The organism is Streptomyces sp. NBC_01390 (assembly GCF_045040105.1).
Lineage (GTDB): Bacteria > Actinomycetota > Actinomycetes > Streptomycetales > Streptomycetaceae > Streptomyces.
Window position 1 is genome coordinate 4,238,444 of sequence record NZ_CP109551.1, and the last position, 26,057, is coordinate 4,264,500.

At 70.0% G+C, this 26,057-nt stretch carries 24 protein-coding genes; 8 read left to right on the top strand and 16 right to left on the bottom strand.

Annotation, left to right across the window (positions count from 1 at the left end):
• The first annotated feature begins 117 nt into the window (after window positions 1–117).
• Window positions 118–441 carry a hypothetical protein gene (locus tag OG241_RS18935; RefSeq protein WP_405816705.1) on the top strand — a complete coding sequence of 108 codons (324 nt, stop codon included), beginning with the start codon at window positions 118–120 and terminating at the stop codon, window positions 439–441.
• 335 nt (window positions 442–776) lie between these two features.
• Here OG241_RS18935 and OG241_RS18940 read toward each other — a convergent pair whose 3' ends face one another.
• The 6 genes from OG241_RS18940 to leuA form a co-directional block, all read right to left on the bottom strand.
• Window positions 777–2,003 (bottom strand): exo-alpha-sialidase, encoded by a 1,227-nt coding sequence (locus OG241_RS18940; protein WP_405816707.1) that lies wholly within the window; start codon window positions 2,001–2,003, stop codon window positions 777–779.
• Between the two features lie 197 nt (window positions 2,004–2,200).
• Complete coding sequence (locus OG241_RS18945) at window positions 2,201–2,869, bottom strand: response regulator (protein WP_405816709.1); 669 nt, start codon at window positions 2,867–2,869, stop codon at window positions 2,201–2,203.
• A complete protein-coding gene (locus tag OG241_RS18950) occupies window positions 2,866–4,119 on the bottom strand; it encodes a sensor histidine kinase (protein WP_405826297.1) in 1,254 nt (417 codons plus the stop codon). The genes OG241_RS18945 and OG241_RS18950 overlap by 4 nt, the downstream gene beginning before the upstream one ends.
• A 125-nt stretch (window positions 4,120–4,244) precedes the next feature.
• Window positions 4,245–6,302, bottom strand: coding sequence for an MMPL family transporter (locus OG241_RS18955; protein WP_405826299.1), 2,058 nt, complete (start codon window positions 6,300–6,302; stop codon window positions 4,245–4,247).
• A 256-nt stretch (window positions 6,303–6,558) separates the two neighbouring features.
• Window positions 6,559–7,272 carry a TerB family tellurite resistance protein gene (locus OG241_RS18960; RefSeq protein ID WP_405816711.1) on the bottom strand — a complete coding sequence of 238 codons (714 nt, stop codon included), beginning with the start codon at window positions 7,270–7,272 and terminating at the stop codon, window positions 6,559–6,561.
• A 221-nt stretch (window positions 7,273–7,493) separates the two neighbouring features.
• A complete protein-coding gene (leuA, locus tag OG241_RS18965; RefSeq protein ID WP_405816713.1) occupies window positions 7,494–9,224 on the bottom strand; it encodes a 2-isopropylmalate synthase in 1,731 nt (576 codons plus the stop codon).
• A 369-nt stretch (window positions 9,225–9,593) separates the two neighbouring features.
• On the opposite strand from leuA, the gene OG241_RS18970 reads away from it, so the two are divergent.
• From OG241_RS18970 to OG241_RS18985, 4 genes are all read left to right on the top strand, one after another.
• Window positions 9,594–10,676: a M4 family metallopeptidase gene (locus OG241_RS18970; protein WP_405816714.1), complete on the top strand. Its 1,083-nt coding sequence runs from the start codon at window positions 9,594–9,596 to the stop codon at window positions 10,674–10,676.
• A gap of 95 nt (window positions 10,677–10,771) precedes the next feature.
• Entirely contained in the window at window positions 10,772–11,038 is a 267-nt protein-coding gene (locus tag OG241_RS18975) for a protealysin inhibitor emfourin (RefSeq protein ID WP_405816715.1), read from the top strand.
• An 88-nt stretch (window positions 11,039–11,126) separates the two neighbouring features.
• Window positions 11,127–12,467, top strand: coding sequence for a GH1 family beta-glucosidase (locus tag OG241_RS18980; RefSeq protein WP_405816716.1), 1,341 nt, complete (start codon window positions 11,127–11,129; stop codon window positions 12,465–12,467).
• Between the two features lie 9 nt (window positions 12,468–12,476).
• Window positions 12,477–13,736, top strand: coding sequence for an MFS transporter (locus tag OG241_RS18985; protein ID WP_405816718.1), 1,260 nt, complete (start codon window positions 12,477–12,479; stop codon window positions 13,734–13,736).
• Window positions 13,737–13,749: 13 nt separating this feature from the next.
• Here the strand turns inward: OG241_RS18985 and OG241_RS18990 are convergent, their stop codons facing one another.
• Window positions 13,750–14,604, bottom strand: coding sequence for an NAD-dependent epimerase/dehydratase family protein (locus OG241_RS18990; protein ID WP_405816719.1), 855 nt, complete (start codon window positions 14,602–14,604; stop codon window positions 13,750–13,752).
• A 146-nt stretch (window positions 14,605–14,750) separates the two neighbouring features.
• Here OG241_RS18990 and OG241_RS18995 point away from each other — a divergent pair, with 146 nt between their 5' ends.
• The gene (locus tag OG241_RS18995; protein WP_405816720.1) at window positions 14,751–15,599 is read left to right on the top strand and encodes a helix-turn-helix transcriptional regulator; all 849 of its coding nucleotides are present in this window, start codon (window positions 14,751–14,753) and stop codon (window positions 15,597–15,599) included.
• A gap of 96 nt (window positions 15,600–15,695) precedes the next feature.
• On the opposite strand, the gene era is transcribed toward OG241_RS18995, so the two are convergent.
• Window positions 15,696–16,679: a GTPase Era gene (gene era / locus OG241_RS19000; protein ID WP_405816721.1), complete on the bottom strand. Its 984-nt coding sequence runs from the start codon at window positions 16,677–16,679 to the stop codon at window positions 15,696–15,698.
• Between the two features lie 251 nt (window positions 16,680–16,930).
• Between era and OG241_RS19005 the strand changes: the two genes are divergently transcribed.
• Together OG241_RS19005 and OG241_RS19010 are read left to right on the top strand one after the other, a co-directional pair.
• Window positions 16,931–18,259, top strand: a complete 1,329-nt coding sequence (locus OG241_RS19005) for an ammonium transporter (protein WP_405826301.1) — start codon at window positions 16,931–16,933, stop codon at window positions 18,257–18,259.
• The gene (locus OG241_RS19010; protein ID WP_405816722.1) at window positions 18,256–18,594 is read left to right on the top strand and encodes a P-II family nitrogen regulator; all 339 of its coding nucleotides are present in this window, start codon (window positions 18,256–18,258) and stop codon (window positions 18,592–18,594) included. The genes OG241_RS19005 and OG241_RS19010 overlap by 4 nt, the downstream gene beginning before the upstream one ends.
• On the opposite strand, the gene OG241_RS19015 is transcribed toward OG241_RS19010, so the two are convergent.
• From OG241_RS19015 to OG241_RS19050, 8 genes are all read right to left on the bottom strand, one after another.
• Window positions 18,488–19,531, bottom strand: a complete 1,044-nt coding sequence (locus OG241_RS19015) for a WxL protein peptidoglycan domain-containing protein (protein WP_405816723.1) — start codon at window positions 19,529–19,531, stop codon at window positions 18,488–18,490. The two genes, OG241_RS19010 and OG241_RS19015, sit on opposite strands and share 107 nt — an antisense overlap.
• 147 nt (window positions 19,532–19,678) lie before the next feature.
• Window positions 19,679–21,010 (bottom strand): beta-xylosidase, encoded by a 1,332-nt coding sequence (locus tag OG241_RS19020; protein WP_405826303.1) that lies wholly within the window; start codon window positions 21,008–21,010, stop codon window positions 19,679–19,681.
• Window positions 21,011–21,265: 255 nt separating this feature from the next.
• Window positions 21,266–21,763 (bottom strand): hypothetical protein, encoded by a 498-nt coding sequence (locus OG241_RS19025; protein WP_405816724.1) that lies wholly within the window; start codon window positions 21,761–21,763, stop codon window positions 21,266–21,268.
• A gap of 273 nt (window positions 21,764–22,036) precedes the next feature.
• On the bottom strand, window positions 22,037–22,396 hold the full coding sequence (locus tag OG241_RS19030; RefSeq protein ID WP_405816725.1) for a cytidine deaminase: 360 nt from the start codon (window positions 22,394–22,396) through the stop codon (window positions 22,037–22,039).
• A 278-nt stretch (window positions 22,397–22,674) separates the two neighbouring features.
• On the bottom strand, window positions 22,675–23,034 hold the full coding sequence (locus tag OG241_RS19035; RefSeq protein ID WP_405816726.1) for an MmcQ/YjbR family DNA-binding protein: 360 nt from the start codon (window positions 23,032–23,034) through the stop codon (window positions 22,675–22,677).
• Window positions 23,031–24,344 carry a hemolysin family protein gene (locus tag OG241_RS19040; protein ID WP_405816727.1) on the bottom strand — a complete coding sequence of 438 codons (1,314 nt, stop codon included), beginning with the start codon at window positions 24,342–24,344 and terminating at the stop codon, window positions 23,031–23,033. The genes OG241_RS19035 and OG241_RS19040 overlap by 4 nt, the downstream gene beginning before the upstream one ends.
• Complete coding sequence (gene ybeY / locus OG241_RS19045; protein ID WP_389360881.1) at window positions 24,341–24,838, bottom strand: rRNA maturation RNase YbeY; 498 nt, start codon at window positions 24,836–24,838, stop codon at window positions 24,341–24,343. The genes OG241_RS19040 and ybeY overlap by 4 nt, the downstream gene beginning before the upstream one ends.
• Before the next feature lie 13 nt (window positions 24,839–24,851).
• Window positions 24,852–25,919, bottom strand: a complete 1,068-nt coding sequence (locus OG241_RS19050) for a PhoH family protein (protein WP_405816728.1) — start codon at window positions 25,917–25,919, stop codon at window positions 24,852–24,854.
• Window positions 25,920–26,057 lie beyond the last annotated feature (138 nt).

Genomic DNA, 26,057 nt, shown 5'->3' on the forward strand with positions numbered 1-26,057 from the left:
TTACACATAGGTGTCCTTCGCTAGCGCGGTGCGGCGGCGGTGCTGCCACGGCCTGCCCCAGGGGGCGAAAGCCGGTGCGGAGTCACCTGGGACACGGGATGGCCGGGAGGTCGCGAAATGCCGGACGAACTGGGGCCGTTTCAAGGTGTCTGGGACGCCTGGGTGGAAGTCCAGGAACAGATCGAACGCAAACCGATCTCCCACTTCGAGCAGGCCGTCCAGATCCAGTTCTCCGAGCTCAGAGATCACCTCGACGCAGGGGATCGCGAGGCGGCAGCACGCGAGATGGTGGACGTGGTCAGCATTGCGCTCAACACGCTGCGCAAGCTGGGGTTCTCTCCGGCCGAGATCGCGGAGATCGCCCAAAATCGGGCCAAGGACCGGATGTTGGGCCAAGCGGAAAAGATCCTGGACAAGTACGAGTCGGTCCATCAGATCTGATGCGCAGAAGCCTGGTTGGCAACGCGGGGGTTCGGTCGAGGCTGCTGCTCATTCGGTCCGAGCCATGACATGGAAGGTGCGGATCGGTGGACGGCACAGCCATCCTCTTAGTTCTCGCCATGGCTGGCGTGATCTCTGTACTCCTCTTCGCCTTGAAGGGGCTCCTGGATCAGATGCCCGACGTGATCGAATCCGCTGGGCGAGTACGTGATGCCTGGCGCCGATTTCGAGGCGGAGGCACGTAGCTCTCACCATGCGATGAGTCTTCGAGCTCGGCGGCAATACCATCGACGTTTGGAAAGCGGCCATCACAAGGAAGGTGGCGTCCCCGCCACCTAGCCCTGATCCACCGGCCCCAACCGCCGAAACTCGATCGACTCGTAAGTCCCCGCAGTCCCCGTCTCGTACAGCACCCCCACCACCCGCCGGTCCACCCGCACCAAGTCCGAGTACGCCGCCCTCCGGTTCGACAGCGTCAGGGCCTTCGTGAACGTCTGTCCACCGTCCTCGCTCCGCCAGATCGCCATCGACCGTCGCGCCGTGGGTTCCGAGGGACCCGAGAACAGCAACGCGTCCGAGATGCCCGACAGTTGGAGCACGCTGCCCTGCACCACCGGGACGTCGTTCAGCGTCGGCTGGATGGCGTACGGGCGGTCCAGGGACTTCGCGCCGTCGCTCGAGTACGCGTCCAGCCGGTTGCCGGGCATCAGGCCGTTCTGGTCTCTGGACGAGAAGTACAGTCTGCCGTCCGGGAGTTGGGCGGCGCTCGTCTCATTGGCGTTCTCGATGCCGTCGTACGAGTCGTCCACGAAGCCCAGGTGCCAGGTGCGGCCCCCGTTGTCGCTGTAGATCGCGTGGCCGCCGTAGTACCTGGACTCCTGGCCGGTGTCCGGTGAGCCCACGGGTGGGGCCGTCGAGTGGTTGGACGGGATCACGATCCGGCCGGCGTGCGGACCCCGTGACAGATAGACGGCGTGCCCCGGACCCGTCGCGTACCAGCGCCAGTTCGGGAGTTTCACCTGGGCCGTGATGTCGCGCGGGGGCGTGAAGCGGCGGCCGTCGTTCGTGCCGGAGCTGGTCTGGACGAAGACCCGGCGACTCTGTTGCGGCGTCGCCTCGCCGCGCATGATCTGGGCCTCTGTCACCGCGCCGTCGTTGTACGACGTCACCAGGACGATGCCGCCCGTCCTCTCGTCCACCACCGGCGCCGGATTGCCCCGCGTGTCACCGCGCCCGGCCGCGACCACCGACAGCGGGCCCCAGGTGCAGCCGCCGTCCGTGGAGCGGCGCAGGACCACGTCGATGTTGCCGCTGTCCCCAGTACCGCCATGTCTGCCCTCGGCGAAGGCCAGGAGGGTGCCCTTGCGGGTCCGGACGGTGGCGGGGATGCGATAGGTGTCGTAGCCGCCCTTGCCCGCGGTGTACGGGACGGACGAGGTGCAGTACGAACGGGCGGTGGACGCCTGGGCCTTCGTCGCGGTGAGGTCGGTGCCGATACCGGTGCCGGTGATCAGGGCCGCGCCGGTGGTGGCGGCGAGCAGGATACGGCTCAGGGGCGTCATCGCTCTCCCTTGCGGAGTGGGGGTAGGGACGTGCGGGTGCCAGGGCGCCAGGGTGCCGGTACAACGGGAGCATGACGTGACAGGAGGTGACAGTAACTCCGTTGACGGATTGTCACCACACGGGGTGCGTACGGAACATACGTGCCCGCGCGACCACCACCCCCGTTGCGCCGTTCCCCCCGGCCTCACCCCACCCCTCACCCCGACCCCGGCGTCACCAACCCCGACTCGTACGCCACGATCACCAGTTGCGCCCGGTCCCGCGCCCCCAGCTTCCCCATGATCCGGCTGACGTAGGTCTTCGCGGTCAGCGGGCTCAGGCCCAGCGTCTCCGCGATCTCCGTGTTGTTGAGGCCCCGCGCGACCAGTCTCAGCACCCCGCGCTCCCGTTCCGACAGGCATTCGGGCCCGCCCGTCGGCGCCGGGGCCTCGGCGCTGCGCAGCAGACGGGCGATCAGGCGGGCCGTCGGGCCGGGGGACAGCAGGGCCTCGCCCGCCGCCACCGTGCGGATCGCGTCCAGGAGTTCCGCGGGCCTCGTGTCCTTGACCAGGAACCCGGAGGCGCCCGCGCGCAGCGCCTCCACCACGTGCTCGTCCGTGTCGTACGTCGTCAGGACCAGCACCTTCACGCCTGCCAGATCCTCGTCGGCGGCGATCAGCCGGGTGGCCTCGATGCCGTCCAGGTCGGGCATGCGGAGGTCCATGACGACCAGGTCGGCACGGGCGCTCCGGGCCAGTTCGACGGCCTGACGGCCCGTACCCGCCTGCCCCACCACCTCCATCCCCGGCGCCGATTCGACGAGCATCGCGAACGCCTCCCGTACCAGCGTCTGGTCGTCGGCCAGCAGCACACGAATGGCGGTCACCTGGTCTCCTCCCCTTTCCGGGCGGCCGGCAACGGAAGCACCGCGCTCACCGTGAACCCCCCGTCCTCCCCCGGTCCGGCGTCCAGTGTGCCGCCGACGCTCCGCGCCCGTTCCCGCATCCCGACCAGCCCGAAGCCGCCGTCGGACGTGTCGGACGCGCCGGCGGCGCACTCCCCGACGCCGTCGTCCGCCACCTCGACCCGCAGCGCGCCCGCACCCCCGTACAGCAGCACCCGTACCGTCAGATCCTTCCGTCCCCCGTGCCGTACGGCGTTCGTGAGCGCCTCCTGGACGATCCGGTAGGCGGCCGCGCCCACGGCTGGGGGGACCGTTTCCGCCGCTTGGGGATCACGTACGGTCAGTTCGACCCTCGCGCCCGACGCGCGCGCCGTCTCCGCGAGGTCGGGCAGGCCGGCCAGGCCGGGGAGGGGGCCGCGCCCGTCGGCCGTCGACGTCCCCTGGCCCTCCCGCAGCACCTCCAGCGTCGTCCGCAGTTCGGCGCGTGCCGTGCGGCAGGTGTCGGCGATGTCGTCCAGGGATCTGGCCACCGCCGCGCGGTCCAGGCGGTCCGGGTCGGCGGCCAGGACGTGTGCGGCCACGGAGGTCTGGACGCCGACGAGGGTGATGGTGTGGGCCAGCAGGTCGTGCAGGTCGCGGGCGACGCGCAGCCGTTCCTCGGCGACACGGCGGCGGGCCTCCTCCTCGCGCGTGCGTTCGGCCCGTTCGGCGCGTTCGACGATGGCCGAGACGTACTGGCGGTAGAAGCGGACGTCGATGCCGAGGAAGAGCACCGCGACGATCCAGCCGGAGGTCTGCAGCAGCTCGACGGCCTGGTGCATGCTCACGGTGAGCATCACGCTCATGGCGATGCCGAGGACCACGACCCCGGTCACGATCGTACGCAGGGGGCGCCCGGTGACGGCGACCGTGTACAGCGCGACGTACGCGGCCGGGGTCGGCGCGCCGTGGTTGTAGTCGAGCGCGTGGTACGGCACGACGAGCGCCACCACCGCGACGAGCACCGGCATCGGACGGCGCCGCCGCCACACGATCGGCACGTACGCGCCGAGCAGCAGCACCCAGCCGAGCGCGCCCGGCCGCCCGCCGTCGTCGAGGGTGTCCGGCCAACCGCCGTCCCCGTCGGTGGACAGGACGAGGGCGACGGCGATCGCGGCGCCGGCCAGCGCGAGCAGCACGTCGTTGCGGAGCCCGTGCGGGGCGCTGCGCGGGTCACGGGTGATCGCCGCCATGATCCGCTCGCCCCAGCCAACGGGCTTGGCTCTTCCGGTGGTTGTCGTCGACTGCACGCGACCATTGTCCGTCGGCGGGCGCCGCGCCTGCTTGGCGCGACGCCCGCTCACTGGTGCGACGGAGGTCATACGGTTTCCGGCTGCCGTTCCGGTCGTACGGCGTCCGGGTCCGACCCGCGGGACAGGGCGCCCGGCCACCAGACCCGCCGGCCCAGCGCCACGCTCGCGCTCGTCACCAGGTACGTCCGGACGAGGAACGTGTCCAGGAGCACGCCGACGGCGATCACGAAGCCCAGTTCGACGAGTTGGACGAGGCCCATGTTCGTCAGCACCGCGAAGGTCGCGGCGAGGACCAGCCCGGCGGAGGCGATGACCCCGCCCGTCGTGCGCAGCGCCGTGAGAGCCGCCGCCACCGGTTCCGCGCCCCGGAGCGCCTCCTCGCGCATCCGGTGCATGAGGAAGATGCCGTAGTCGACGCCGAGCGCGACGAGGAACACGAAGGACAGCAGGCCGAGTCCGGGGTCGGTGCCCTCGAAGCCGAACAGCGGGCCGAACACCAGTCCGCCGATGCCGAGCGAGGCCCCCCACACCGCGATCACGGCGACCACCAGCATCAGCGGTGCGACCAGCGAGCGCAGCAGCGCGATCAGGATCAGCAGCACGGAGAGGAGCACGATCGGGACGACGACCCACACGTCCCGCGCGTTGGTGTCGACGAGGTCGATCTGCTGGGCGCTCGGGCCGCCGACGTAGGAGCCCTTCAGCTCCGTCCTGAGCCGCTCGATGGTCGCGGTCTCGGCGGCCGACTGGGGCGCGTCCTTCGCGAAGACGTCGATCTCGGTCCAGCCCGCTCCCGTGCTTCCCTTGCCCGTACGTCCCTTCTGCGCGTCGCCGACCCCGTCGGTGGCCCGGATCGTCGTGAGCGTCCGGTCCGCCTGTCCGGCCGGGGTGATGACGGTGATGGGCTGGGTGCCCTGGTCGGGGTAGGCCCTGGCCAGGGTCTGCATCGCGGTGACGGCTTCCGGCTTCTTGACGAAGGCGTCCTCCTCCTTGACCGGCCCGGGCAGGTTCAGCACGCCCAGGGCGAGGACGCCGAGCAGGACGGCGCCGCCGGCGAGGACCACCAGGGGGCGGCGGCCGGCGGAGCTGCCCATCGCGGCGAACAGCGACAGCCGGCGCACCTTGGGCGTACTGCCGTACGCGGGGACGAGCGGCCAGAACACCCGGCGGCCGAGGAGGACGAGGATCGCGGGGAGCAGCGTGAGCATGGCGACGAGCGCGCACAGCACGCCCACCGTGCCCAACGGGCCCATGCTGCGGCTGGAGTTGAGGTCGGCGGCGAGCAGGCACAGCACCCCGACGGCGACCGTGCCGGAGGAGGCGAGGACGGCGGGTCCGCAGCCGCGCAGGGCGGCGGCCATGGCGTCGTACGGCCGCTCGACGTGCCGCAGTTCCTCGCGGTAGCGGGAGACGAGGAGCAGGGCGTAGTCCGTGCCGGCGCCGAAGACGAGGATCGTCATGATGGCCGAGCTCTGGCCCGAGACCGTGGTGCCGAAGGCGTGGTTGAGGCCGTAGGCGACTCCCATCGACAGGTAGTCGGCGATACCCGCGACGACGAGCGGGAGCAGCCACAGCACCGGGCTGCGGTAGATGAGGATCAGCAGGACGGCGACCACGGCGACGGTGGTGTAGAGCAGGGGGCCGCCGAGTGAGTCGTAGACCTCGGCGGCGTCGGTGGCCAGCGCTCCCGGGCCGCCGACCTCGACGCTCAACCCGCCGTCGCTGTGGGCGACTTCGCGGACGTCGTGGACGAGGGCGTCCCGTTTCTTCTCGTCGGTGCCGGGCTCGTTGCTGCTCACCGGGTACATGAGGGTGGCGCCGTCGGCGGAGGGTACGCCCTTCGGGGCGGCGGTCAGGACGTGCGCGCCGGCGATCCGGTCGACCTGTTCGGCGGCCGTCACCTTGTCCGTTGGGGTGAGTCCGCCGTCGCGGTGGTAGACGAGGACCAGCTGGGTGGTCTCGCCGCCGGGCAACTGGTCCTGGATGCGGGCTACTTGGGTCGAGTCGGCGTTCGCGGGCAGATAGTCGGTGATCCGGTCGTGCTGGACCTCGGAGAGCTTCGCCGCGAACGGTCCCACGATCGCGAGCACCCCGACCCACAGCCCGAGCACGAGCCAGGGCACGGCTCGTCTGCGACGCCGTGCGCCCGCCGCTGTCCTCTCGGCCCCCTTGGACCTGTCGGCCCCTTTGGCCCCCTTGGCCTCCATGCTGAGGCCCTCCCCTCGTCCGGATGTCTGGTGGATGGATGGATGACGCTCACCAGAATTCCGTCGGGCAGGGGCCAATTCGTCGCGCGGGAGGGCGAGTTCGGGGTTACTCCCGGGGGTGACCCGGGGGCCGGACTACTCCCCGGGGAGTACCGACGGGATGCAGAGGAACCTAGGAATGTGCACGCGCGGCCGCCAGCAGCCGGGTCACGTCGTCCCCGCAGATCGTCAGCGCCGCGCCGACCGTCGCGAGCACATCGCGTTCCGCCGGTGTGTACGGGCCGTCGGCCAGCGCGATGCGGGCGCCCTGGAGCAGGATCGATTCGCGGCCGGGGGCGGCGAGGTGGGGGGCCAGCGGGTCCAGTGCCTCGTGGAGCTCTATGGCGAGGCCGGGGCCGCACGGCGGGCCGAAGAGACGGCCCGTGTCGGCGGCCAGGGCCTCCACCAGGGCCTCCAGCTGGTCCTCCGTACAGTCGTCGAAGCCTGCCGCGCGGACGCCGGTCGCCGCCGTCTCCAGGGTGAGGCGGGCGTGGGTGCCGCCGGCGGCGAGGACCGCGAGGGCGACCGTGTGGACCGCGTCGCGGAGCATCGCGGAGAAGCGGGTGGTGGTGGGGTGGTCGAGGACGTCCATGCCGAAGTGGCTCTGGCAGGCAGCGCATTCGACGACGGGGCCGGTCTCGCCGCGCGGCAGAATCGGTAGGCCGAGAAACGTGAAGCGGCGGCGGCCCGTCAGGCGCTGGTAGTTGCGGTCTCCGCCGCAGCTCGGGCAGAAGAACTCGCCGTCACCGACCCCGGCCCAGACCGTACGGGAGCCCAGGACGCGTGCCGTCCGGCCTCCGCGCACGACTCGGCCGTCTCGGCTGTCTCGCCCCTGTCCTGAGAGCACGTAGCACCTCCGGTAACTCCCCCACTGCCTGTTGCAGGGCGCGAGAGTTACCCCCACCGGCAACACTGCCGCGCTGGCGTGATGTTAGCCACATTGTTGATGCGGAGTCAGTACCCAGGACCAGACCTACCGGTGACCGGACCTTGGTTTGGCCGGTAAACGACGGCCGCCCCGTCCGCCACAGAGGGCGGACGGGGCGTGAAACCAGTCGGTCGGGTGAGTCAGCGGCCCGCGCGGTTGACGGCGGAGACGACCGCCTTCAGGGAGGCGCGGGTGGTGTTGGCGTCGATGCCGATGCCCCACAGGACCTTGTCACCGATGGCGACCTCGATGTAGGAGGCGGCCTGCGCGGAGGCACCCTCGCTCATCGTGTGCTCGGTGTAGTCCAGGAGACGGGCGTCGATGTCCAGCCCCTGCAGGGCGTCGAAGAACGCCGAGATCGGGCCGTTGCCGGAGCCGACCAGGGTGGTCTCGACGCCGTCGACCTCGGCCTCGACGGTGAGGGTGTCCACGCCGTCCTTGTCGGTGGTCGACTGGCCGGTACTGACCTGGATCCGCCCCCAGGGGTTCTCGGGGTTCGGCAGGTACTCGTCCCGGAAGGCCGCCCAGATGTCCTTCGGGGTGACCTCGCCGCCCTCGGCGTCCGTCTTCGCCTGGATCAGCTTGGAGAACTCGATCTGCATCCGGCGCGGCAGGTCCAGCTTGTGGTCGTTCTTCAGGACGTACGCGATTCCGCCCTTGCCGGACTGCGAGTTGACCCGGATGACGGCCTCGTAGGACCGGCCGACGTCCTTCGGGTCGATGGGCAGGTACGGGACCGCCCACTCGATGTCGTCGACGGTGACGCCCTTGGCGGCCGCGTCGGCCTCCATGGCGTCGAAGCCCTTCTTGATGGCGTCCTGGTGGGAGCCGGAGAAGGACGTGTAGACCAGGTCGCCCACGTACGGGTGGCGCGGGTGGACCTCCATCTGGTTGCAGTACTCCCACGTACGACGGATCTCGTCGATGTCGGAGAAGTCGATCTGCGGGTCGACGCCCTGCGAGAACAGGTTCATGCCCAGGGTGACCAGGTCGACGTTGCCAGTGCGCTCGCCCTGGCCGAACAGACAGCCCTCGACGCGGTCGGCGCCGGCCATCAGCGCCAGTTCGGCGGCGGCGACGGCCGTGCCACGGTCGTTGTGGGGGTGGATGGAGAGGACGACGTGCTCGCGGCGGGTCAGGTTGCGGCCCATCCACTCGAAGCGGTCCGCGTGCGTCGACGGGGTCGAACGCTCCACCGTGGCAGGCAGGTTGAGGATGATCTCGCGGCCCGGGCCGGGCTGCCAGACGTCCATGACCGCCTCGCAGACCTCCAGGGCGAAGTCCAGCTCGGTGTCCGTGAAGATCTCGGGCGAGTACTGGTACCCGAACTCGGTCTCCGGGCCCAGCAGCTTCTCGGCGTACTCCATGACCAGCCGGGTGCCGTCGACGGCGATCTGCTTGATCTGGTCCTTGGAGCCGCGGAAGACGACCCGGCGGAAGACGGGCGCGGTGGCGTTGTACAGGTGCACGGTGGCCCGCTTGGCACCCTTCAGGGACTCCACCGTGCGCTCGATCAGGTCCTCGCGGGCCTGGGTCAGCACGGAGATGGTGACGTCGTCCGGGATCGCGCCCGGCTCCTCGATGATCGAGCGGACGAAGTCGAAGTCCGTCTGCCCGGAGGCCGGGAAGCCGACCTCGATCTCCTTGTAGCCCATCTTCACCAGCAGGTCGAACATCGCGCGCTTGCGGGCGGGGGACATCGGGTCGATCAGGGACTGGTTGCCGTCACGCAGGTCCGTGGAGAGCCAGCGGGGAGCGGTGGTGATCCGGTTTCCGGGCCAGGTGCGGTCGGCGATGTCGACCTGCTCGTACTGGCCGTACTTGTGGATCGGCATGGAACTGGGCTGCTGGCGATTGGCGCTGTGGGCCATGATGCGTGGGCTCCTCGTGGTGTCCTGAAGGACGGCCGACGGCGCAACGCCAGACTCCGCGGGGAGGGGGTCGGCCTCTACTTACAGGCCCTCGCCGCGGCAGCTAAGGAGGAGCAGCCCGATACGCATGATGCTCCGCACTGTAGCCGAGCCGCGCCGGACGCGCGGGTCTGTATCACTATGCGGGACCACCAGTATGCGAGAGCGGGAGAGCAAAAGGGGCAAAAAGTGCGCCATCCCACTCGACGTCACCCAGCTCGACTCGGCTCATACCACTCAGTCACCGAGCGAGGGGTCCTTGTCCCGGTATTTCACCAATCATGGTTGCGTGTAGTGACAGCCGAATGACTCGGTGCAAGGGTGCCGGGCATGACGACAAACGGGGGCTTTGAGCCCGTCTTCTGCACCATCGTCCCACCGCACATCCTCCACACGCTCGCCCGTCACGAGGACCCGGCCATCTCCGGCCCCGCACAGCACACCCTGCTGCTCGACGCCGGGAAACGAGCCGAACGCAGCATCACCGCCGAGTTCGGCCTGGCCGCCGCCGCAGCCGTGAAGGCGCCCTCCGACCAGCCGCTGCGCACGATCTACGACGCCGAGCACCGCACCACGCTGCCCGGCACGAAGGTGCGCGCCGAGGGCTCGGAACCCGGCCAGGACGCCACCGTCAACCGCGCCTACGCCGGCCTCGGCGCCACCTTCGACCTCTACCTCAAGGCCTACCAGCGCCACTCGATCGACGGCGACGGCCTGCCCCTCGACGCGAGCGTCCACTACGACGAGGGCTACAACAACGCCTTCTGGGACGGCAAGCAGATGGTGTTCGGCGACGGTGACGGCGAGATCTTCGTCGACTTCACCAACTCCGTCGACGTCATCGGCCACGAGCTCACGCACGGTGTCACCCAGCACACCGCGAACCTCACGTACTACGGGCAGCCGGGCGCGCTCAACGAGTCGATGTCGGACGTCTTCGGCTCGCTCATCAAGCAGTACTCGCTCGGCCAGACCGCCGCCGAGGCCGACTGGCTGATCGGCGCGGGCCTGCTCGCCCCGAGCGTCACCGGCTCCGCCCTGCGTTCCATGAAGGAACCGGGCACCGCGTACGACGACGACGTGCTCGGCAAGGACCCGCAGCCCGCGACCATGGACGGCTATGTCCGCACCGGCCGCGACAACGGCGGCGTCCACATCAACAGCGGCATCCCCAACCACGCCTTCTACCTCGTCGCCACCGCCCTCGGCGGCAACGCCTGGGAGCGGGCCGGGCAGATCTGGTACGACGTGCTGACCGGCGGCGACCTGAAGGAGAGGGCGTTCTTCGACGACTTCGCCCAGCTGACCGTCGCCACCGCGAGCGAACGCTACGGCGACGGCGAGGAGCTCCAGGCCGTACTGAAGGCGTGGGAGCGCGTCGGCGTACCCGTCACGCCCCGGCCCCGCCTGTAGCGGTACGGCTTGCAGGGGTACGGCCTGTAGCGGTACGGGCCGCGCCCGTCACGTGACACTCGTACTGGAGCCGTTCTCGTACTAGACAGGGACCCATGCGTATTCAGGTGACACGTACGGGCGGATTCGCGGGCATCGAGCGGCACGCCGAGGTGGACACCTCGGGGCGGCCCGACGCCCCCGAGTGGCACGCCCTGGCCGACCAGGCAGTGGCCGGCGGCCAGGGCACCCCTCCGAACGGGGTTCCGGACGGCTTCGGCTACGAGATCACGGTGGACGGGAAGACGGTGTACTGCGCCGATCCCCGACTCACCGACGAGCAACGGAAGCTGATCTCAAGGGTGTTGAAGGAGGGGGCGTAACGGGTATTGCGGATACCGCGGGTGCCGACGAGCAGCGCGTAACGGCTATTTCACAGCGGCCCGTTGACACCCGTTACCCCCGGTACCCATGATCCGGCGCATGGCGACCAACCCGATACCCCAGTTCCCGGCCGGCTTCCTGTGGGGCGTGTCCACCTCGGCGCACCAGATCGAGGGCGCGGTGGACCAGCGCGAAGCATCCGTATGGGACACCTTCACGGCCGAGCCCGGGCGCGTGAAGGACGGCTCGACGGCCGAGGTGGCCTGCGACCACTTCCACCGCTACCCCGAGGACGTGGCCCTGCTGGCCGGCCTCGGCGTCGACGCGTACCGCTTCTCCGTCTCCTGGCCCCGCGTGAACTCCCCCGGCGGCCTCGACTTCTACGACCGGCTGGTGGACGAGCTGTGCTCGGCGGGCGTACGTCCCGTCCCGACCCTCTTCCACTGGGACCTGCCGGCCCGCCTCCAGGAGAAGGGCGGCTGGCTGGAGCGGGACACGGCGTCCCGGTTCGCCGAGTACGTGGCCGTCGTGGCCGAGCGGCTCGGCGACCGCGTACAGAAGTGGATCACGCTCAACGAGCCCGCCGAACACACCCTGTTCGGGCATGCGTTGGGCGCGCACGCACCCGGCAAGCAGCTGATGTTCGACGCGCTCCCGGCCGCCCACCACCAACTCCTCGGCCACGGACTGGCCGTTCGGGCCCTGCGCGCCGCCGGTGCCACGGACATCGGGATCGCCAACTCCCACGGACCGACCTGGCCGGCGTCGCAGGAACCGGCGGACCTGGAGGCGGCCGGCTTCTACGACCTCCTCCTCAACCGGCTGTTCGCCGACCCGATCCTGCTGGGCGAATACCCCGACGGGCTCGGCGAGTTGATGCCGGGCGACGTGGAGGCCGACCTGAAGGTGATCGGGGAGCCCCTCGACTTCTACGGCGTCAACTACTACTCCCCGACGAAGGTGGGCGCGCCGCAGGGCGCCGACATCGAGTTCGGCGGACTGACGATCCCGGCCGAACTCCCCTTCTCCGTCCAGGAGATCGAGGGCGTGCCGGTGACGGACTTCGGCTGGCCCGTCGTACCGGAGGGCCTCACGGAGCTGCTCACCACCTTCCAGGGCCGCTACGGCGACCGGCTGCCGCCCGTCGTCATCACCGAGAACGGCTGCTCGTACGAGGGGCTCGACGACCAGGACCGGATCACCTACCTGGACGGTCATGTCCGGGCGCTGCACCGGGCGGTGGAGGCGGGGGTGGACGTCCGCGGCTACTTCGTGTGGTCGCTGCTGGACAACTTCGAGTGGGCGGAGGGGTACGCGCGACGGTTCGGGCTGGTCCACGTGGACTTCGAGGACGGCACGACCCTCAAGCGGACACCCAAGGCCTCGTACGGCTGGTTCAGGGACCTGCTCCGGGCGCAGAGAGACTAGGGACCAGCGATGACTGACGTGTCCCGCCCTTCCCCGGCGGCGCTCGCCGAGCCCGTGGAGCGGGTCGGGCGGGGGTGGACCGCCTCGCTCTCGCTCGCCAACGGGGCGATCTGGGTGGGCTGGTTCGGGCCGCTGCAGATCCTGCTCGCCTCCCAGGCCGAGGACTTCGCGCCCGGCACCGGGATGTCGAAGGAGACCCTGCTGGCCTGGGTGGCGGCCGCGGGCGCCCTGGTGTCGCTGGCGGCGAACCCGTTCTTCGGCGCGCTGTCGGACCGTACGACGTCGCGGTGGGGGCGCCGTACGCCGTGGATCGTGGCCGGCGCGGCGGGCGGTGCGCTGTCGCTGCTGCTGCTGGCGGGGGCGAGTGGGCTGTGGACGATGGTGGCGGGGTGGTGCCTGGTCCAGCTGACCCTGAACGCTGCTTTCGCCGCCGTCACGGCGGCCGTGCCCGACCGCGTTCCGAGGCTTCAACGGGGCTCTGTGGGCGGCTGGTTGGGCGCCGCGCAGATTGTCGGTGTGGTCGGCGGGACGGGTCTGGCGACGGTGGCGGGCGGGGTGGGCGCGGGATATGCGGCGTGCGCCGCGTTCACGCTGCTGGGCGTGCTGCCGTACGTGCTGCGGCACAAGGATCTGCGGCTCGCGGCCCAGGACCGGCCGGTGTGGTCCTGGCGGACCTTCCTGGCCGGGTTCTGGCTGAGCCCGCGCCGGTATCCGGACCTCGGGTGGGCGTGGCTGACCCGTTTCCTGATCAATCTGAGCAACGCGCTGGTGCTGCTGTACCTGCTGTACTACCTGCGCGACCGCCTCGACTACGCCGACCCCGAGGGCGGAGTCCTGATCCTGACGGCGGTGAACAGCGTGACGCTGGTCGCCACGGTGGTCGTCGGCGGGGTCTGGTCGGACCGGGTGGGCCGACGCAAACCGTTCGTGATCTGGTCGGGGGTGCTGATGGCGGTGGCGACGGCCGCGCTGGCGGTGTGGCAGACCTGGCCGGGGGCGATCGTCGCGTCGGCGGTGCTCGGCGTCGGGTTCGGCGTCTTCACGTCGGTCGACTTCGCCCTGATGACGGACGTGCTGCCGAAGGCGCTGGACCGGGGCAAGGACCTGGGCGTCATCAACGTGGCCAACGCCCTGCCCCAGGTCACGGCACCGGTCCTCGCGGCGCCGATCGTGACGTACCTGGGCGGTTACCCGGTGCTGTATCTGGTGTCCGCGGTGATCGGACTGGCGGGGGCGGTGCTGGTGGGGCGGATCAAGGGGGTCGACTAGCTCAGGGCCAGCCTTACAGGGCGCCCGCGTCCCGGGCCGCCCAGACGGTCGGGTAGAGGGGGCGGTAGCCGAGTTCGCGGCGGATCCGCTCGGTGGAGACGATCCCGAACCACGGGTCGGGGTCGGTGTGTTCGTGGAGTTCGGCGGGGACCTCGGCCCCGTTGAGCTGGTGCAGCTCGACCGCCGTGACGGGGGCGTCGTCGCCGATGTTGTAGATCCGGCCGGCGACGCCCGGCGCGTGCAGGAGGCGCAGCAGGCCCTGGGCGACGTCCGCGTGGTGGGCCAGCTGCAGCCGCTGGGCCGGCGCCCAGTTCCGGGCCCACATCAGTGACTGGGCGAGATGCGGATCGCCCTCGCCGTAGACGAAGGGGAGCCGGCCGACGAGCACGTCCATGCCCTCCAGCGCGAGCAGTTCCCGTTCGGCGGCCACCTTCGACTCGCAGTAGGCGCCCCACATCTCGCCGCCGGGCCGGCTCTCGTCCTCCTCGGTCAACGGGCGCCCCCGTCCGGTGCCGTACACCAGCTGCGTGCTGACCTGCACGAACCGCCCCACCCCCGAAGCCAGCGCGGCGCGGCCCAGCTCCACCGCCGCGTCCCGGTTGACGGCCCACGCATCCTCGTCCGGTACCCCCCGGAAGGACGCGGCGACGTTCACGACCGAGTCCACCCCGGCGACCGCCTTGCCGAGCGCCTCCGGGTCGCGCAGGTCCCCGACCACGACCTCGGCGCCCAGCTCGGCGAACCGCTCCGCCCGCGCCGCGTCCCGCACCAGGATCCGTACCCGCTCCCCCGGCCTGCTCTGCGCCAGCAGCCTCGGCACGAAGCGCCGGCCGACCTGCCCTGTCGTACCCGTCACCAGTGTCAGCATGATCCGCTCCTCATCGTTCGACTTGGTTCGACTTGTCCAAGTGGTGACACCAGCGTCGGACGGTGGAGGGGTCGGCGGGAGAGACCCGTGGATCAGGGGATCGGCAGTCCCTGGATAAGCCGGGCGGGCGGCGACATCCTGGACGGGTGAACCGAGCCGAACTCGCCGACTTCCTGCGTCATGGCCGCTCCCGTCTGGAGCCCTCGGCGGTGGGACTCGCGCCCGGCGCCCGCCGCCGTACGCCCGGTCTGCGCCGCGAGGAGGTGGCGTCGCTGGCCGGCATGTCGGTGGACTACTACACGCGTCTGGAGCAGTCCCGGGGTCCGCGCCCGTCCCGCCAGATGCTGACCGCCCTGGCCAGGGCCCTGCGCCTCACCGACGACGAACGGGACCACCTCTTCCACCTGGCGGGCGAGGAGCCGCCCCGGCGCGAGAGCGTGCCACAGCATGTGCGGCCGGGGCTGCTGCTGATCCTCGACCGGCTGCACGACACCCCGGCCCAGGTGGTCACCGACTGCGGGGAGGTGCTGGCGCAGAACGCGATGGCGAGCGCGTTGACGGGGGACGTGTCGGCCCGCCCGCCACGGGAGCGGAACCTGCTGCGCCGGTTCTTCCTGGACCCGGCGGCCCGGACACTGTTCCCGCCGGAGGACTTCGCCGAGCACGCCCGCGCCCACGTGGCGAACCTGCGGGCGGTCGCCGCGGCCCGGCCCGACGATCCGGTGCCGAGGGCGCTGGTGGCCGAACTGCGGGCGGGGAGCGAGGAGTTCGCGCGCCTGTGGGAGGCGCACGAGGTGGAGGTGCGGCGGTCTGCGACGAAGCGGTTCGTGCATCCCGTGGTGGGGGTGCTGGAACTCGACTGCGAGATCATGCTGGCCCACGACCACCGCCAGCTGCTGATCGTCCACACAGCCCGCCCGGGCACGGAGTCGTACGAGCGCCTGCGACTGCTGAGGGTGGTGGGAACCCAGGACTTGTCACCCCACGGAAGGTGAAGTGGATATCAGGCGGTAAACGGGTGGGTGGGTGGGAAAAAGGGCCCGAGCGGCAGCAGCGGTACCCCGAAAACACCGGCCCAGATGACCCCGCGCTCAGAACCCCAGCTTCCGCAGCTGACGAGGATCCCGCTGCCAGTCCTTCGCGACCTTCACGTGAAGGTCCAGGAAGACCGGCGTACCCAGCAGCGCCTCGATCTGCTTGCGGCTCTTGATGCCGACATCCTTGAGCCGCTTGCCCTTCGGCCCGATGATGATGCCCTTCTGGCTGGGCCGCTCGATGTAGACGAACGCGTGGATGTCGAGCAGCGGCTTGTCGGCGGGCCGGTCCTCGCGAGGGATCATCTCCTCGACCACGACCGCGATCGAGTGGGGAAGCTCGTCGCGTACCCCCTCCAGCGCCGCCTCCCGGATCAGCTCCGCGATCATGACCTGCTCCGGCTCGTCCGTGAGGTCACCCTCCGGATACAGCGCCGGCCCCTCGGGCAGCAGCGGGACGAGCAGGTCGGCCAGCAGGTCCACCTGCTTGTCGGCGACCGCCGAGACCGGCACGATCTCCGCCCACTCGAACCCCAGCTCCCGGCCGAGCTGGTCGATCGCGATGAGCTGCTCAGCCAGCGCCTTGCCCTCGACCAGGTCGGTCTTCGTCACGATCGCGATCTTCGGCGTCTTCTTGATCGCCGCGAGTTCCTTGGCGATGAACCGGTCACCGGGGCCGAGCTTCTCGTTCGCCGGGAGGCAGAAGCCGATGACGTCGACCTCGGCCCACGTCGTCCGCACCACGTCGTTCAGGCGCTCGCCCAGCAGTGTGCGCGGCTTGTGCAGCCCGGGGGTGTCGACCAGGATCAGCTGCGCGTCCGGCCGGTGCACGATGCCCCGTACCGTGTGCCGCGTGGTCTGCGGCTGGTCCGCGGTGATCGCCACCTTCTGGCCGACCAGAGCGTTCGTGAGGGTGGACTTGCCCGCGTTGGGGCGGCCCACGAAGCAGGCGAAACCGGCGCGGTGCGCGGCCGAGGACTGCGACGCGACGGACTGCTCGGACGGCTCGGATGACGGGGTACGGACACTCATGGCGCCCATTGTCCCTGATCCACGGAGACACACCGCACGCCGAGGCCCCGCCGGGCCCCGCCAGGCACCTCCAGGGCACCTCCAGGACACCCGGCGGGGCCGGCCCGCCGGAGTGACCGGTGAGCTTCCGGAAACCCCCACGCAACACGAAACGCGCCGGAAACACCCCCGTACGGAACTCGAAACGCACACCGGTGACCCTCTGACGAGCCCCCGCCCCCGTTGGAGAGACCGGAGACACTGTGCCCACCGAGACCACCGTGAACCTGGCCGCTGCCCGGATCGACACCGGCGACACCGCCTGGCTGCTCGCCGCCACCGCCCTCGTGCTCCTCATGACCCCGGGCCTGGCGCTCTTCTACGGCGGCATGGTCCGTACGAAGAGCGTTCTCAACATGCTGATGATGAGTTTCGTGTCGATCGCCCTGGTCACGGTGGTGTGGCTGGCCGCCGGCTACTCCCTCGCCTTCGGGGACGACGTCGGCGGCGGGCTGATCGGTGGGCTGAAGCACGCGGGGATGGCCGGGCTCGGGCCCGACAGTGTGCAGGGCACCGTGCCCACCCTCCTCTTCGCCACCTTCCAGCTCACCTTCGCGGTCATCACCGCCGCCCTGGTCAGCGGCGCGGTCGCCGACCGGGCGAAGTTCGGGGCGTGGCTGGTCTTCGTACCCGTGTGGGCGCTGCTCGTATACGTTCCCGTCGCGCACTGGGTGTGGGGCCCGGGCGGCTGGATTCTCGACCACCTGGGCGCCCTCGACTTCGCCGGCGGCCTGCCCGTCGAGATCACCTCCGGCGCCTCCGGACTCGCCCTCTGCCTGGTCCTCGGCCCGCGCCTCGGCTTCAAGCGGGATGCCATGCGACCGCACAACCTACCCATGGTCATGCTGGGCGCCGGTCTGCTCTGGTTCGGCTGGTTCGGGTTCAACGCGGGTTCCGCGCTCGGCGCCAACTGGCTGGCCGCCGCCGCCTTCCTCAACACCCTCACCGCCGGCTGCACCGGCCTCCTCGGCTGGCTCTTCGTCGAACAGCGCCGTGCCGGTCACCCCACGACCCTGGGCGCGGCCTCCGGCGCGGTCGCCGGTCTGGTGGCCGTCACGCCCTCCTGCGGATCGGTCTCCCTCCTCGGCGCGCTGGTCGTCGGGCTCGCCGCCGGTGTCGTCTGCTCGTACGCCGTCGGATGGAAGTTCCGGCTGAACTACGACGACTCCCTCGACGTCGTCGGCGTGCACCTGGTCGGCGGAGTCATCGGCACACTACTGATCGGCGTGTTCGCCACCGAGTCCATGACCGGCGGGGCCGAGGGGCTGCTGTACGGGGGCGGGCTCGGGCAGCTGGGCAGGCAGGCCGTCGCCGTGGTGACCGTGGGCGCGTACGCCTTCGCCGTCACGTACGGCATCGGAAAGGCGATCGACAGGATCATGGGGTTCCGGGCGAGCGAGGACGAGGAGCACACCGGTCTCGACCTTACGGTGCACGCCGAGACGGCATACGATCACGGCGTCCTGGGCCACGGCGCCCCGGTCTCCTCCGCCGCACACGCGTCCCACTCCTCCCACTCCTCCGCGCAGAAGGTCAAGAGCCAGGCATGAAGCTCATCACCGCGATCGTCAAGCCGTACCGCCTCGACGAGGTCAAGACCGCGCTCCAGGAACTCGGCGTACAGGGTCTGACCGTCACCGAGGCCAGCGGCTACGGCCGTCAGCGCGGCCACACCGAGGTGTACCGCGGCGCCGAGTACCAGGTCGACCTGGTCCCGAAGGTCCGTATCGAGGTCGTCGTCGACGACGGGGACGCCGACGCCGCGCTGGACGCCGTCGTCAAGGCCGCGCGAACGGGAAAGATCGGGGACGGGAAGGTGTGGGTTCTTCCGGTGGAGACGGTGGTCCGGGTTCGGACGGGCGAGCGCGGTCCCGACGCCCTCTGAACCATCTGACCCCCAGCACCGACCCCAGCGCACCGAACACCACCACGACCACCGCCATGAGCCACGGCAGCGCGAAGAAGGACACGCTCGCCGACTCGCGGGTGTCCTTGGCCGACGCCGTCAACGTGACGTCGCCCCAGTCGAGTTGGGGGGCGTCGCGCCAGGGTTCGGTGAGTCTGACGCGTTGGCCGGGCAGCAGCTCGGAGGGGATTCTCGTGAGGTCGCGGGCGAGCAGCGTACGGCCGAACAGGCCCTGTGCCCGCACCTCCACCCGGGGGTCGAGGGTGACGTTCCCGGTGTTGTGGAGGGTGTAGGAGATCGTCGCGGTGCTGTCGCCGAGGCCGGGCACGAGGGGCTGGTGGTGGCTGATCCTGACCCCCTCGACGGCGATCGCGGAGACGGCCGGCCCGTTCACCCGCAGGTAGATCCGCGCCCCGACCGCCCGCTGCACCCCGAGTGCGAGGGAACCGTCGCCGGTGTCGATCCGTTCGTCGAGGGCGACCAACGCACCCACGTGGTCTCCGGGTTCGGCGCCCTCGGGCACCTTGAGGGTGAACGGCACGGTGATCGACCTGTGCGGGGGCACGATGACCCGGGACTTCACGGGCCGCGCCCAGGCGCCGACGCCGCGCTGCTTCTCGGTGCGGGTGCGTACGGCGAACCCGCCGTCGCGGACGGTGTTGTAGGCGTCGGCCGCGTACAGCCGGAAGGTGAGCGGCTTGCCGGTCTTGTTGGTGACTGCCACCTTGTCCTTGACGGACGTACCGGGATCGGCGGAGAGGTAGAAGTACGGGCGCTGCGCCACCGCGGAGGCGACGGGGAAGACCGACCAGCTGCCGTTGTCGGCGGCTCGGGCGGGGGCGGACGTCAGGAGTGACGTGCCGAGCGCTGCCAGCAGGAACATGGGGAGCGCGAGAAGGACGTACGGCTTACGCATGGGTGCGGACCCCCACGGACGAGGTAGGTGGCGGGCGGGTGCGCGCCCGGCCACCGGATGACGAACGGCCGTTCAGGTACTGGTGGTTCGTGTGCTGGTAGTTCAACTGCCGGTTGATCGGCTGAGCGTTGTCCGGGTGGACGTCGCTCAGGTGAGGGTGAGGGTGAGTACGCCGGAGTAGGTGCCCGGCGGGGTGAACGCCGGTACGTCCAGCGACAGTCCGGCGTCGACGGTGAACTCGCCGCCGGTGACCGCTCCGTCAGGTGTGGAGGCCAGGGTGGCTCCCGTACCGCCCACCACACCCGGGGACCCGGGCCGGCAGGTGCTGGGGCTGCCGGCCTTGGTGGTGCAGGCCGGGGTCCAACTGAGCTTGTCGGCACCGATCTTGGCGCCGGGCCCGCTGAAGTCGGTGACCTTGCCCGTCAGGGACCAGCCCGCGGGTCCGCCGCGGAAGTCCTTGACGGTCACCGTCTGCAGCGGGCCCTTCGAGGCGCCGCCCTTGCCGAAGTCGACCGTCGACAGCTGGACGGAGTCCCCCGCCTGGGTCATCGACAGATCACCGGCCTTGACCGTGGTGGTGATCTTCTGGCTGTTGTCGGGAATGGGCGTGTCGTCGATGACGACATAGGCGGCCGGACCGGCCCCCTTGCTGTCGCTCCACGCGCTGCCCTCGTACGCCACGACCCCGGTCGTCGTCTTGTCGCTGACGGCGAGGGTGCCGCTGAAGGCGCCCTGGGCGTCGGCCGTCACGGTCGCGTTGTCGGCGGTCTGGGTGGCCCCGGACCGGCCGGCGAGTGTGACCGTCGCACCGGGCGTGAAGTGTGCGCCGTTCACGGTGACCCCGGCCCCAGGTGCTCCGGAGGCCGAACCCAGCGTGATGGCACGGGTGTTGGTCTGGGTCCCGTCCGTCGCCGTGATCGTCACGGATCCGGGCGCGGGCGGGGTGATGACCGTGCACGGGGTGTCCAGCTCAAGGATGTAGCTGGTGTGGATGTTGTAGTCGCCGGGCGAGAGGGTGATCTCGCCGGGCGCGGTGACCGTGAAGGTGCCGGTCATCGAGAAGGACGGGAAAACGCCCTTGCCGGGCACAGGGTCGTTCTTCTTGGGCCCCGCGACGGTGAAGTCGCCGGTCTGCGCTCCGCTCAGGCTGACCTTTCCGGTGGGCGTCATGATGTCGGCGGGCAGGGCGAGATCGGTGGGATTGCTCGCGGCCGGCTTGACCACCGTGTACGTCGCGGTGACGGTGTCGCCGACCTTGGGTGTGGCGTTGTCCACCGTGATCTGCGCGGTGGTGGTGCCGTCGATGGGCGGGAGGCCCGCGATCGGCGGCGGTACGCAGTGCGTGGCGAAGTCGACGGCGACGGACGCCGTGGCGGCCGCTCCGGCCGGGACGGCCAGCGCACCGCCCGCGGTGACCGCGAGTGCGGTCGCCCCGAGCAGCGCGGCCAGGCGTCGTCGTCTTCGACCGGTCGAACCCATGGATGCCGAATTGGCCATGGTTGCCCCCTCTGAGGGATGCGGGCGCAGCGGCTCGTCTGCGCCGACAGGGGGCCATTGATGTGCAGGTTGTGTGAGAAGTCAATGCCATCTCACCAAATAACGGGGCCTCGCCCAAAGTGAACTGACGGTCCATCAGTTCCTGTCACTTCCCGGCTTTCCGGACGGAAACGGCCGGCGCCGCTGCGAAGGGAGCGACGCCGGCCGCACTTCAGAAGGGTGCGGGGAGGCGGACCGTCACTCGTAGACGAACGGTCCCGGGGACTGGTTTCCGGTCGGGGTACAGGTCACGGTGATGCCGAAGAGCACCATCTTGAGGGTGCCACCGCCGGCGTCCAGGCTGTCACCGGAGGCGACGGTGCCGGACAGTGGACCGACGACGACCGGGGTTCCGCTGGCCGTGGCCGGGTTCTTGGTGCCGGTGAAGGCGGTGGTCCCGCCGCCGGCCTTGCCCAAGGTCAGCGTGGAGGCTATCGAGTCGGCGGCGAGGGCGAGGGGGGCGTTGATGTTCGAGGTGACCGTGATGGTGGCCGAGGTGCCGGACTGCGTCGCGGTGAGTACGGTCGAACCTCCGCCGAACAGACCGCAGTTGTAGGAGACTGTCGCGCTGGTGGGGGCGACGGCCGCAGCGGCCGGCGCGAAGGCCAGACCGGTGACGGCGAGCGTGCCCGCCGCGAGTACCGCACCGATACCAAGTCGCCTGCCTTCAGGCAGGCGTACTGACGTGCTTCTCATCGATCGGATTCCCTTCCCTGGTACGGGAATTGCCATGTGGGGAATTGCGATGTGGGGGGTACGGCGGCCGGGTGCGGTCAGCCGCGGGGCGGGTGCGGGGCGCCGCGCGGGGGAATCTGACGGTCCGTCGGAAGAGCGGGTTCCATTGATGCGTGGGTTGCTCGCGATTACAAGAGACACTTTGCGAAATCTCCGGGAGACCACGAAAGTGGCCGAAGACCAACCCTCGCAGGGGCTCCCCGGTTTCACCTCGCACGGGCTCCCGGACTCACCTCAACCGGCGGACACCGTCAGCCGGACCACCCCGTCCGGCGCGGCCACGTGCACCGGGGTCGCGGGCCCGCCCAGATCCCGTACGGCCGCCAGGTCGGCCGCGGATACCGCCTCCGCGCCGGTCACGACCGCCGCCGCCTCCAGCGAACTCGCGCCCGACGCCACCGCCATGGCCACCGCCGTTTGCAGTGCGCTCAGTTTCAGCGAGTCGAGGGAGACCGTGCCGGCGACATACGTACGTCCCGTCTCGTCCCGTACCGCCGCCCCCTCGGGGACCCCGTTGCGGGCCCGGGCGGAGCGGGCCAGGGTGACGATCTTGCGGTCCTCGGGATCGAGGTCGAGCGCGTTGCTGTCGGTCATGCCAAGAGCATACTTACGCGGTTTGTCCCCTGCTGAGGCCACCTGAGGCTTCATGACACAAGGAAGTCACACAAGAACAGGTATCAGGTACGGGCGATCAGGGCATGACCCAGGAACCGCGAGCCCTGAGGAGGCGTTATGAACCGCCAGACCCGCATCCGCGTCATCCGTCGGCCCAGCGCTCCTTCCCCCCGCGACCTCCCCATCGACCGCAGGACCCCGTCGGGCCGCATCCTGCCGTACTGAGGCCTGTTCGCAGCACTCGTTCGCAGTAAGTGTCAAGGCCGGTCGAGCCGCAACCGCTCCGCGCGCGGCAGACCGGCCACCACCAGGTCGTACGAGTCCTCGATCAGCTCCCGTACAAGCTGATCAGGCAACTCCCCGTCGACCGTCACGGTGTTCCAGTGCCGCTTGTTCATGTGGTAGCCGGGGATGATCAGCCCCGGATGATCGGCGCGCAGCCGGATCGCGTCCTCCGGGACGCACTTCAGGTTGACCGTCAGGGGCTGGTTGTCCAGCCAGGACAGGGCGAAGAGCTTGCCCAGCACCTTGAAGACCGAGACCTCCGGGCTGAAGGGGAAGTCCTCGACAGCCGCGTTGAAGGACAGACAGAAGGCACGCAGCTCCTGCGGAGTCACGCCTCGTTCCCCTCCTTCTCCTTCTCCAGTGCCCCGGTGTGGTCGAGCGGCTCCACGAGCACCGTCACGATCTTGTTCCGGCGTCCGGCCGCGGCCTCGGCCGTGAGCCGCAGTTCGCGTCCGTCGGGCAGTTCGACGACAGCTGAGGCCCCGGCGATCGGTACCCTGCCCAGCGCCTTCGCCAGCAGGCCGCCCACCGTCTCCACGTCCTCGTCGTCGTACTCCTCCAGGCCGTACAGCTCGCCGAGGTCGGTGATGTCGAGGCGGGCCGTGACCCGGTGACGTTCGTCGCCCAGCTCCTCGACGGGCGGGAGTTCACGGTCGTACTCGTCGGTGATCTCGCCGACGATCTCCTCGAGGATGTCCTCGATGGTCACGATGCCGGCCGTGCCGCCGTACTCGTCGATGACGACGGCGACGTGGTTGCGGTCGCGCTGCATCTCGCGGAGCAGGTCACCGGCGTTCTTCGTGTCGGGCACGAAGGCGGCGGCCCGCATCGCCGTCGAGACGAGCTCGCTCTCCGCGTCCCGGCTGATGTGCGTCTTGCGGACGAGGTCCTTCAGATACACGATCCCGACGACGTCGTCCTCGTTCTCCCCGGTGACCGGAATGCGCGAGAACCCGGAGCGCAGCGCGAGGGTGAGGGCCTGCCGGATCGTCTTGTACCGCTCGATGACCACCAGATCCGTACGAGGGACCATGACCTCCCGTACGAGGGTGTCGCCCAACTCGAAGACGGAGTGCACCATGCGGCGCTCGTCGTCCTCGATCAGGGACTCCTTCTCGGCCAGGTCGACCAGCGCGCGCAGCTCCGCCTCGGAGGCGAACGGGCCGCGCCTGAAGCCCTTTCCGGGGGTGAGGGCGTTGCCGATGAGGATGAGGAGGGAGGGGATCGGCCCCATGACGCGGGCCAGTGGCAGCAGGACGTACGCGGCTGCCGTGGCCGTGTTGAGGGGGTGCTGACGCCCGATCGTGCGCGGCGAGACGCCGACCGCGACGTAACTGACGAGCACCATCACGCCGATGGCGACGGCGAGAGCCTGCCAGGTCCGGTCGAACTTCTGCAGGCAGGCGTAGGTGACGAGCGCGGCGGCGGCCATCTCGCAGACCACGCGCACCAGCAGTGCCACGTTGAGATAGCGGGTCGGGTCGGCGGCGATCTGCGCGAGCTTGGCGCTGCCGCGCCGGCCGCTGCGGACGGCCTCCTCGGCGCGGAAGCTGGAGACACGCGCGAGGCCCGCCTCCGCGCAGGCGGCGAGCCAGGCGACGACGACCAGCGCTATGGCACCGGTGACGAGTTGGGGGGTCATGACACCGTCGGGGCGGGCGACGGGCCGGTCATCCCCTGCTCGCCGCGCCAGCCGTCGACGATGGCGGCCTGGAGGCCGAACATCTCGGCCTTCTCGTCCGCTTCCTCGTGGTCGTAGCCGAGGAGGTGCAACACGCCGTGGACGGTGAGGAGTTGGAGTTCCTCGTCCATGGAGTGCTGCGTCTCGGCCTCCTTGCCCTGCTTCTCGGCGACCTCGGGGCAGAGCACGATGTCACCGAGAAGCCCCTGCGGCGGCTCGTCGTCGTCCTTCGACGGCGGGCGCAGCTCGTCCATGGGGAAGGACATGACGTCGGTCGGACCGGGCAGGTCCATCCACTGGATGTGCAGTTGCTCCATGGCGTCGGCGTCCACGACGATCACCGAGAGCTCGGAGAGCGGGTGGATGCGCATCCGCGCGAGCGCGTAGCGGGCGATGTCGAGGATCGCCTGCTCGTCGACCTCGGTTCCGGACTCGTTGTTGACGTCGATCGACATGGTGCTGGTCTGTCTACTTCCGTTTGTTGCGGCTGTCCCGGACACCCTTGTGGGTGCCGTTCTCCGTGCCGTTCTCGTTGTCGTACTTCTCGTACGCGTCGACGATACGGCCGACCAGCTTGTGCCGGACGACATCGTGGGAGGTGAGCCGCGAGAAGTGGACGTCTTCGAGGCCTTCGAGGATGTCCTGCACCTGCCGCAGACCGGACTTCGTCCCGGACGGGAGGTCGACCTGCGTCACGTCACCCGTGATCACGATCTTCGACTCGAAGCCGAGGCGGGTGAGGAACATCTTCATCTGCTCGGCGCTGGTGTTCTGCGCCTCGTCCAGGATGATGAAGGCGTCGTTGAGGGTCCTGCCGCGCATGTACGCCAGCGGCGCCACCTCGATGACCCCCGAGGCCATCAGCTTCGGGATCGAGTCGGGGTCGAGCATGTCGTGCAGCGCGTCGTACAGCGGGCGCAGATACGGGTCGATCTTCTCGTACAGCGTGCCCGGGAGGAAGCCGAGCCGCTCGCCCGCCTCCACCGCCGGGCGGGTCAGGATGATCCGGCTGACCTGCTTGGACTGGAGGGCCTGGACGGCCTTCGCCATGGCGAGATACGTCTTGCCGGTACCGGCCGGGCCGATGCCGAAGACGATGGTGTTCTTGTCGATGGCGTCGACGTAGCGCTTCTGGTTGAGGGTCTTGGGACGGATGGTGCGGCCCCGCGAGGACAGGATGTTCTGCGTGAGGACCTCGGCCGGGGTCTCCTGGCCGTCGCCCTCCCCGTTCCCGCTCGCTCTGAGCATGGCGATCGAGCGTTCCACTGCGTCCTCCGTCATCGGCTGTCCGGTGCGGAGCACCAGCATCATCTCGTCGAACAGGCGCTGGACGAGGGCGACCTCGACCGCTTCGCCCACGGCGCTGACTTCATTGCCCCGGACATGGATGTCGACCGCCGGGAAGGCCTTCTCGATCGCGCGCAGCAGACTGTCGCTGGAACCCAGCACGGTCACCATGGGGTGCGCGGCCGGAACGGTGAACTGCGCTCGTGCCTGCCCCCGCGCAGGGGGCTGAGCTGTGGGTGTCTGAGTCATGGGCCGGCCCTGTAGGCCTGCACGACCTCCTCAATGGGGCACGCTAACCACGTGGGTAGCCTTCCACTCCAAGCCTACGACGGTGCACTGACAACGCCGTAGGGCTTTTAGCTCACGGTCCGGTGTACGTACCGCAAG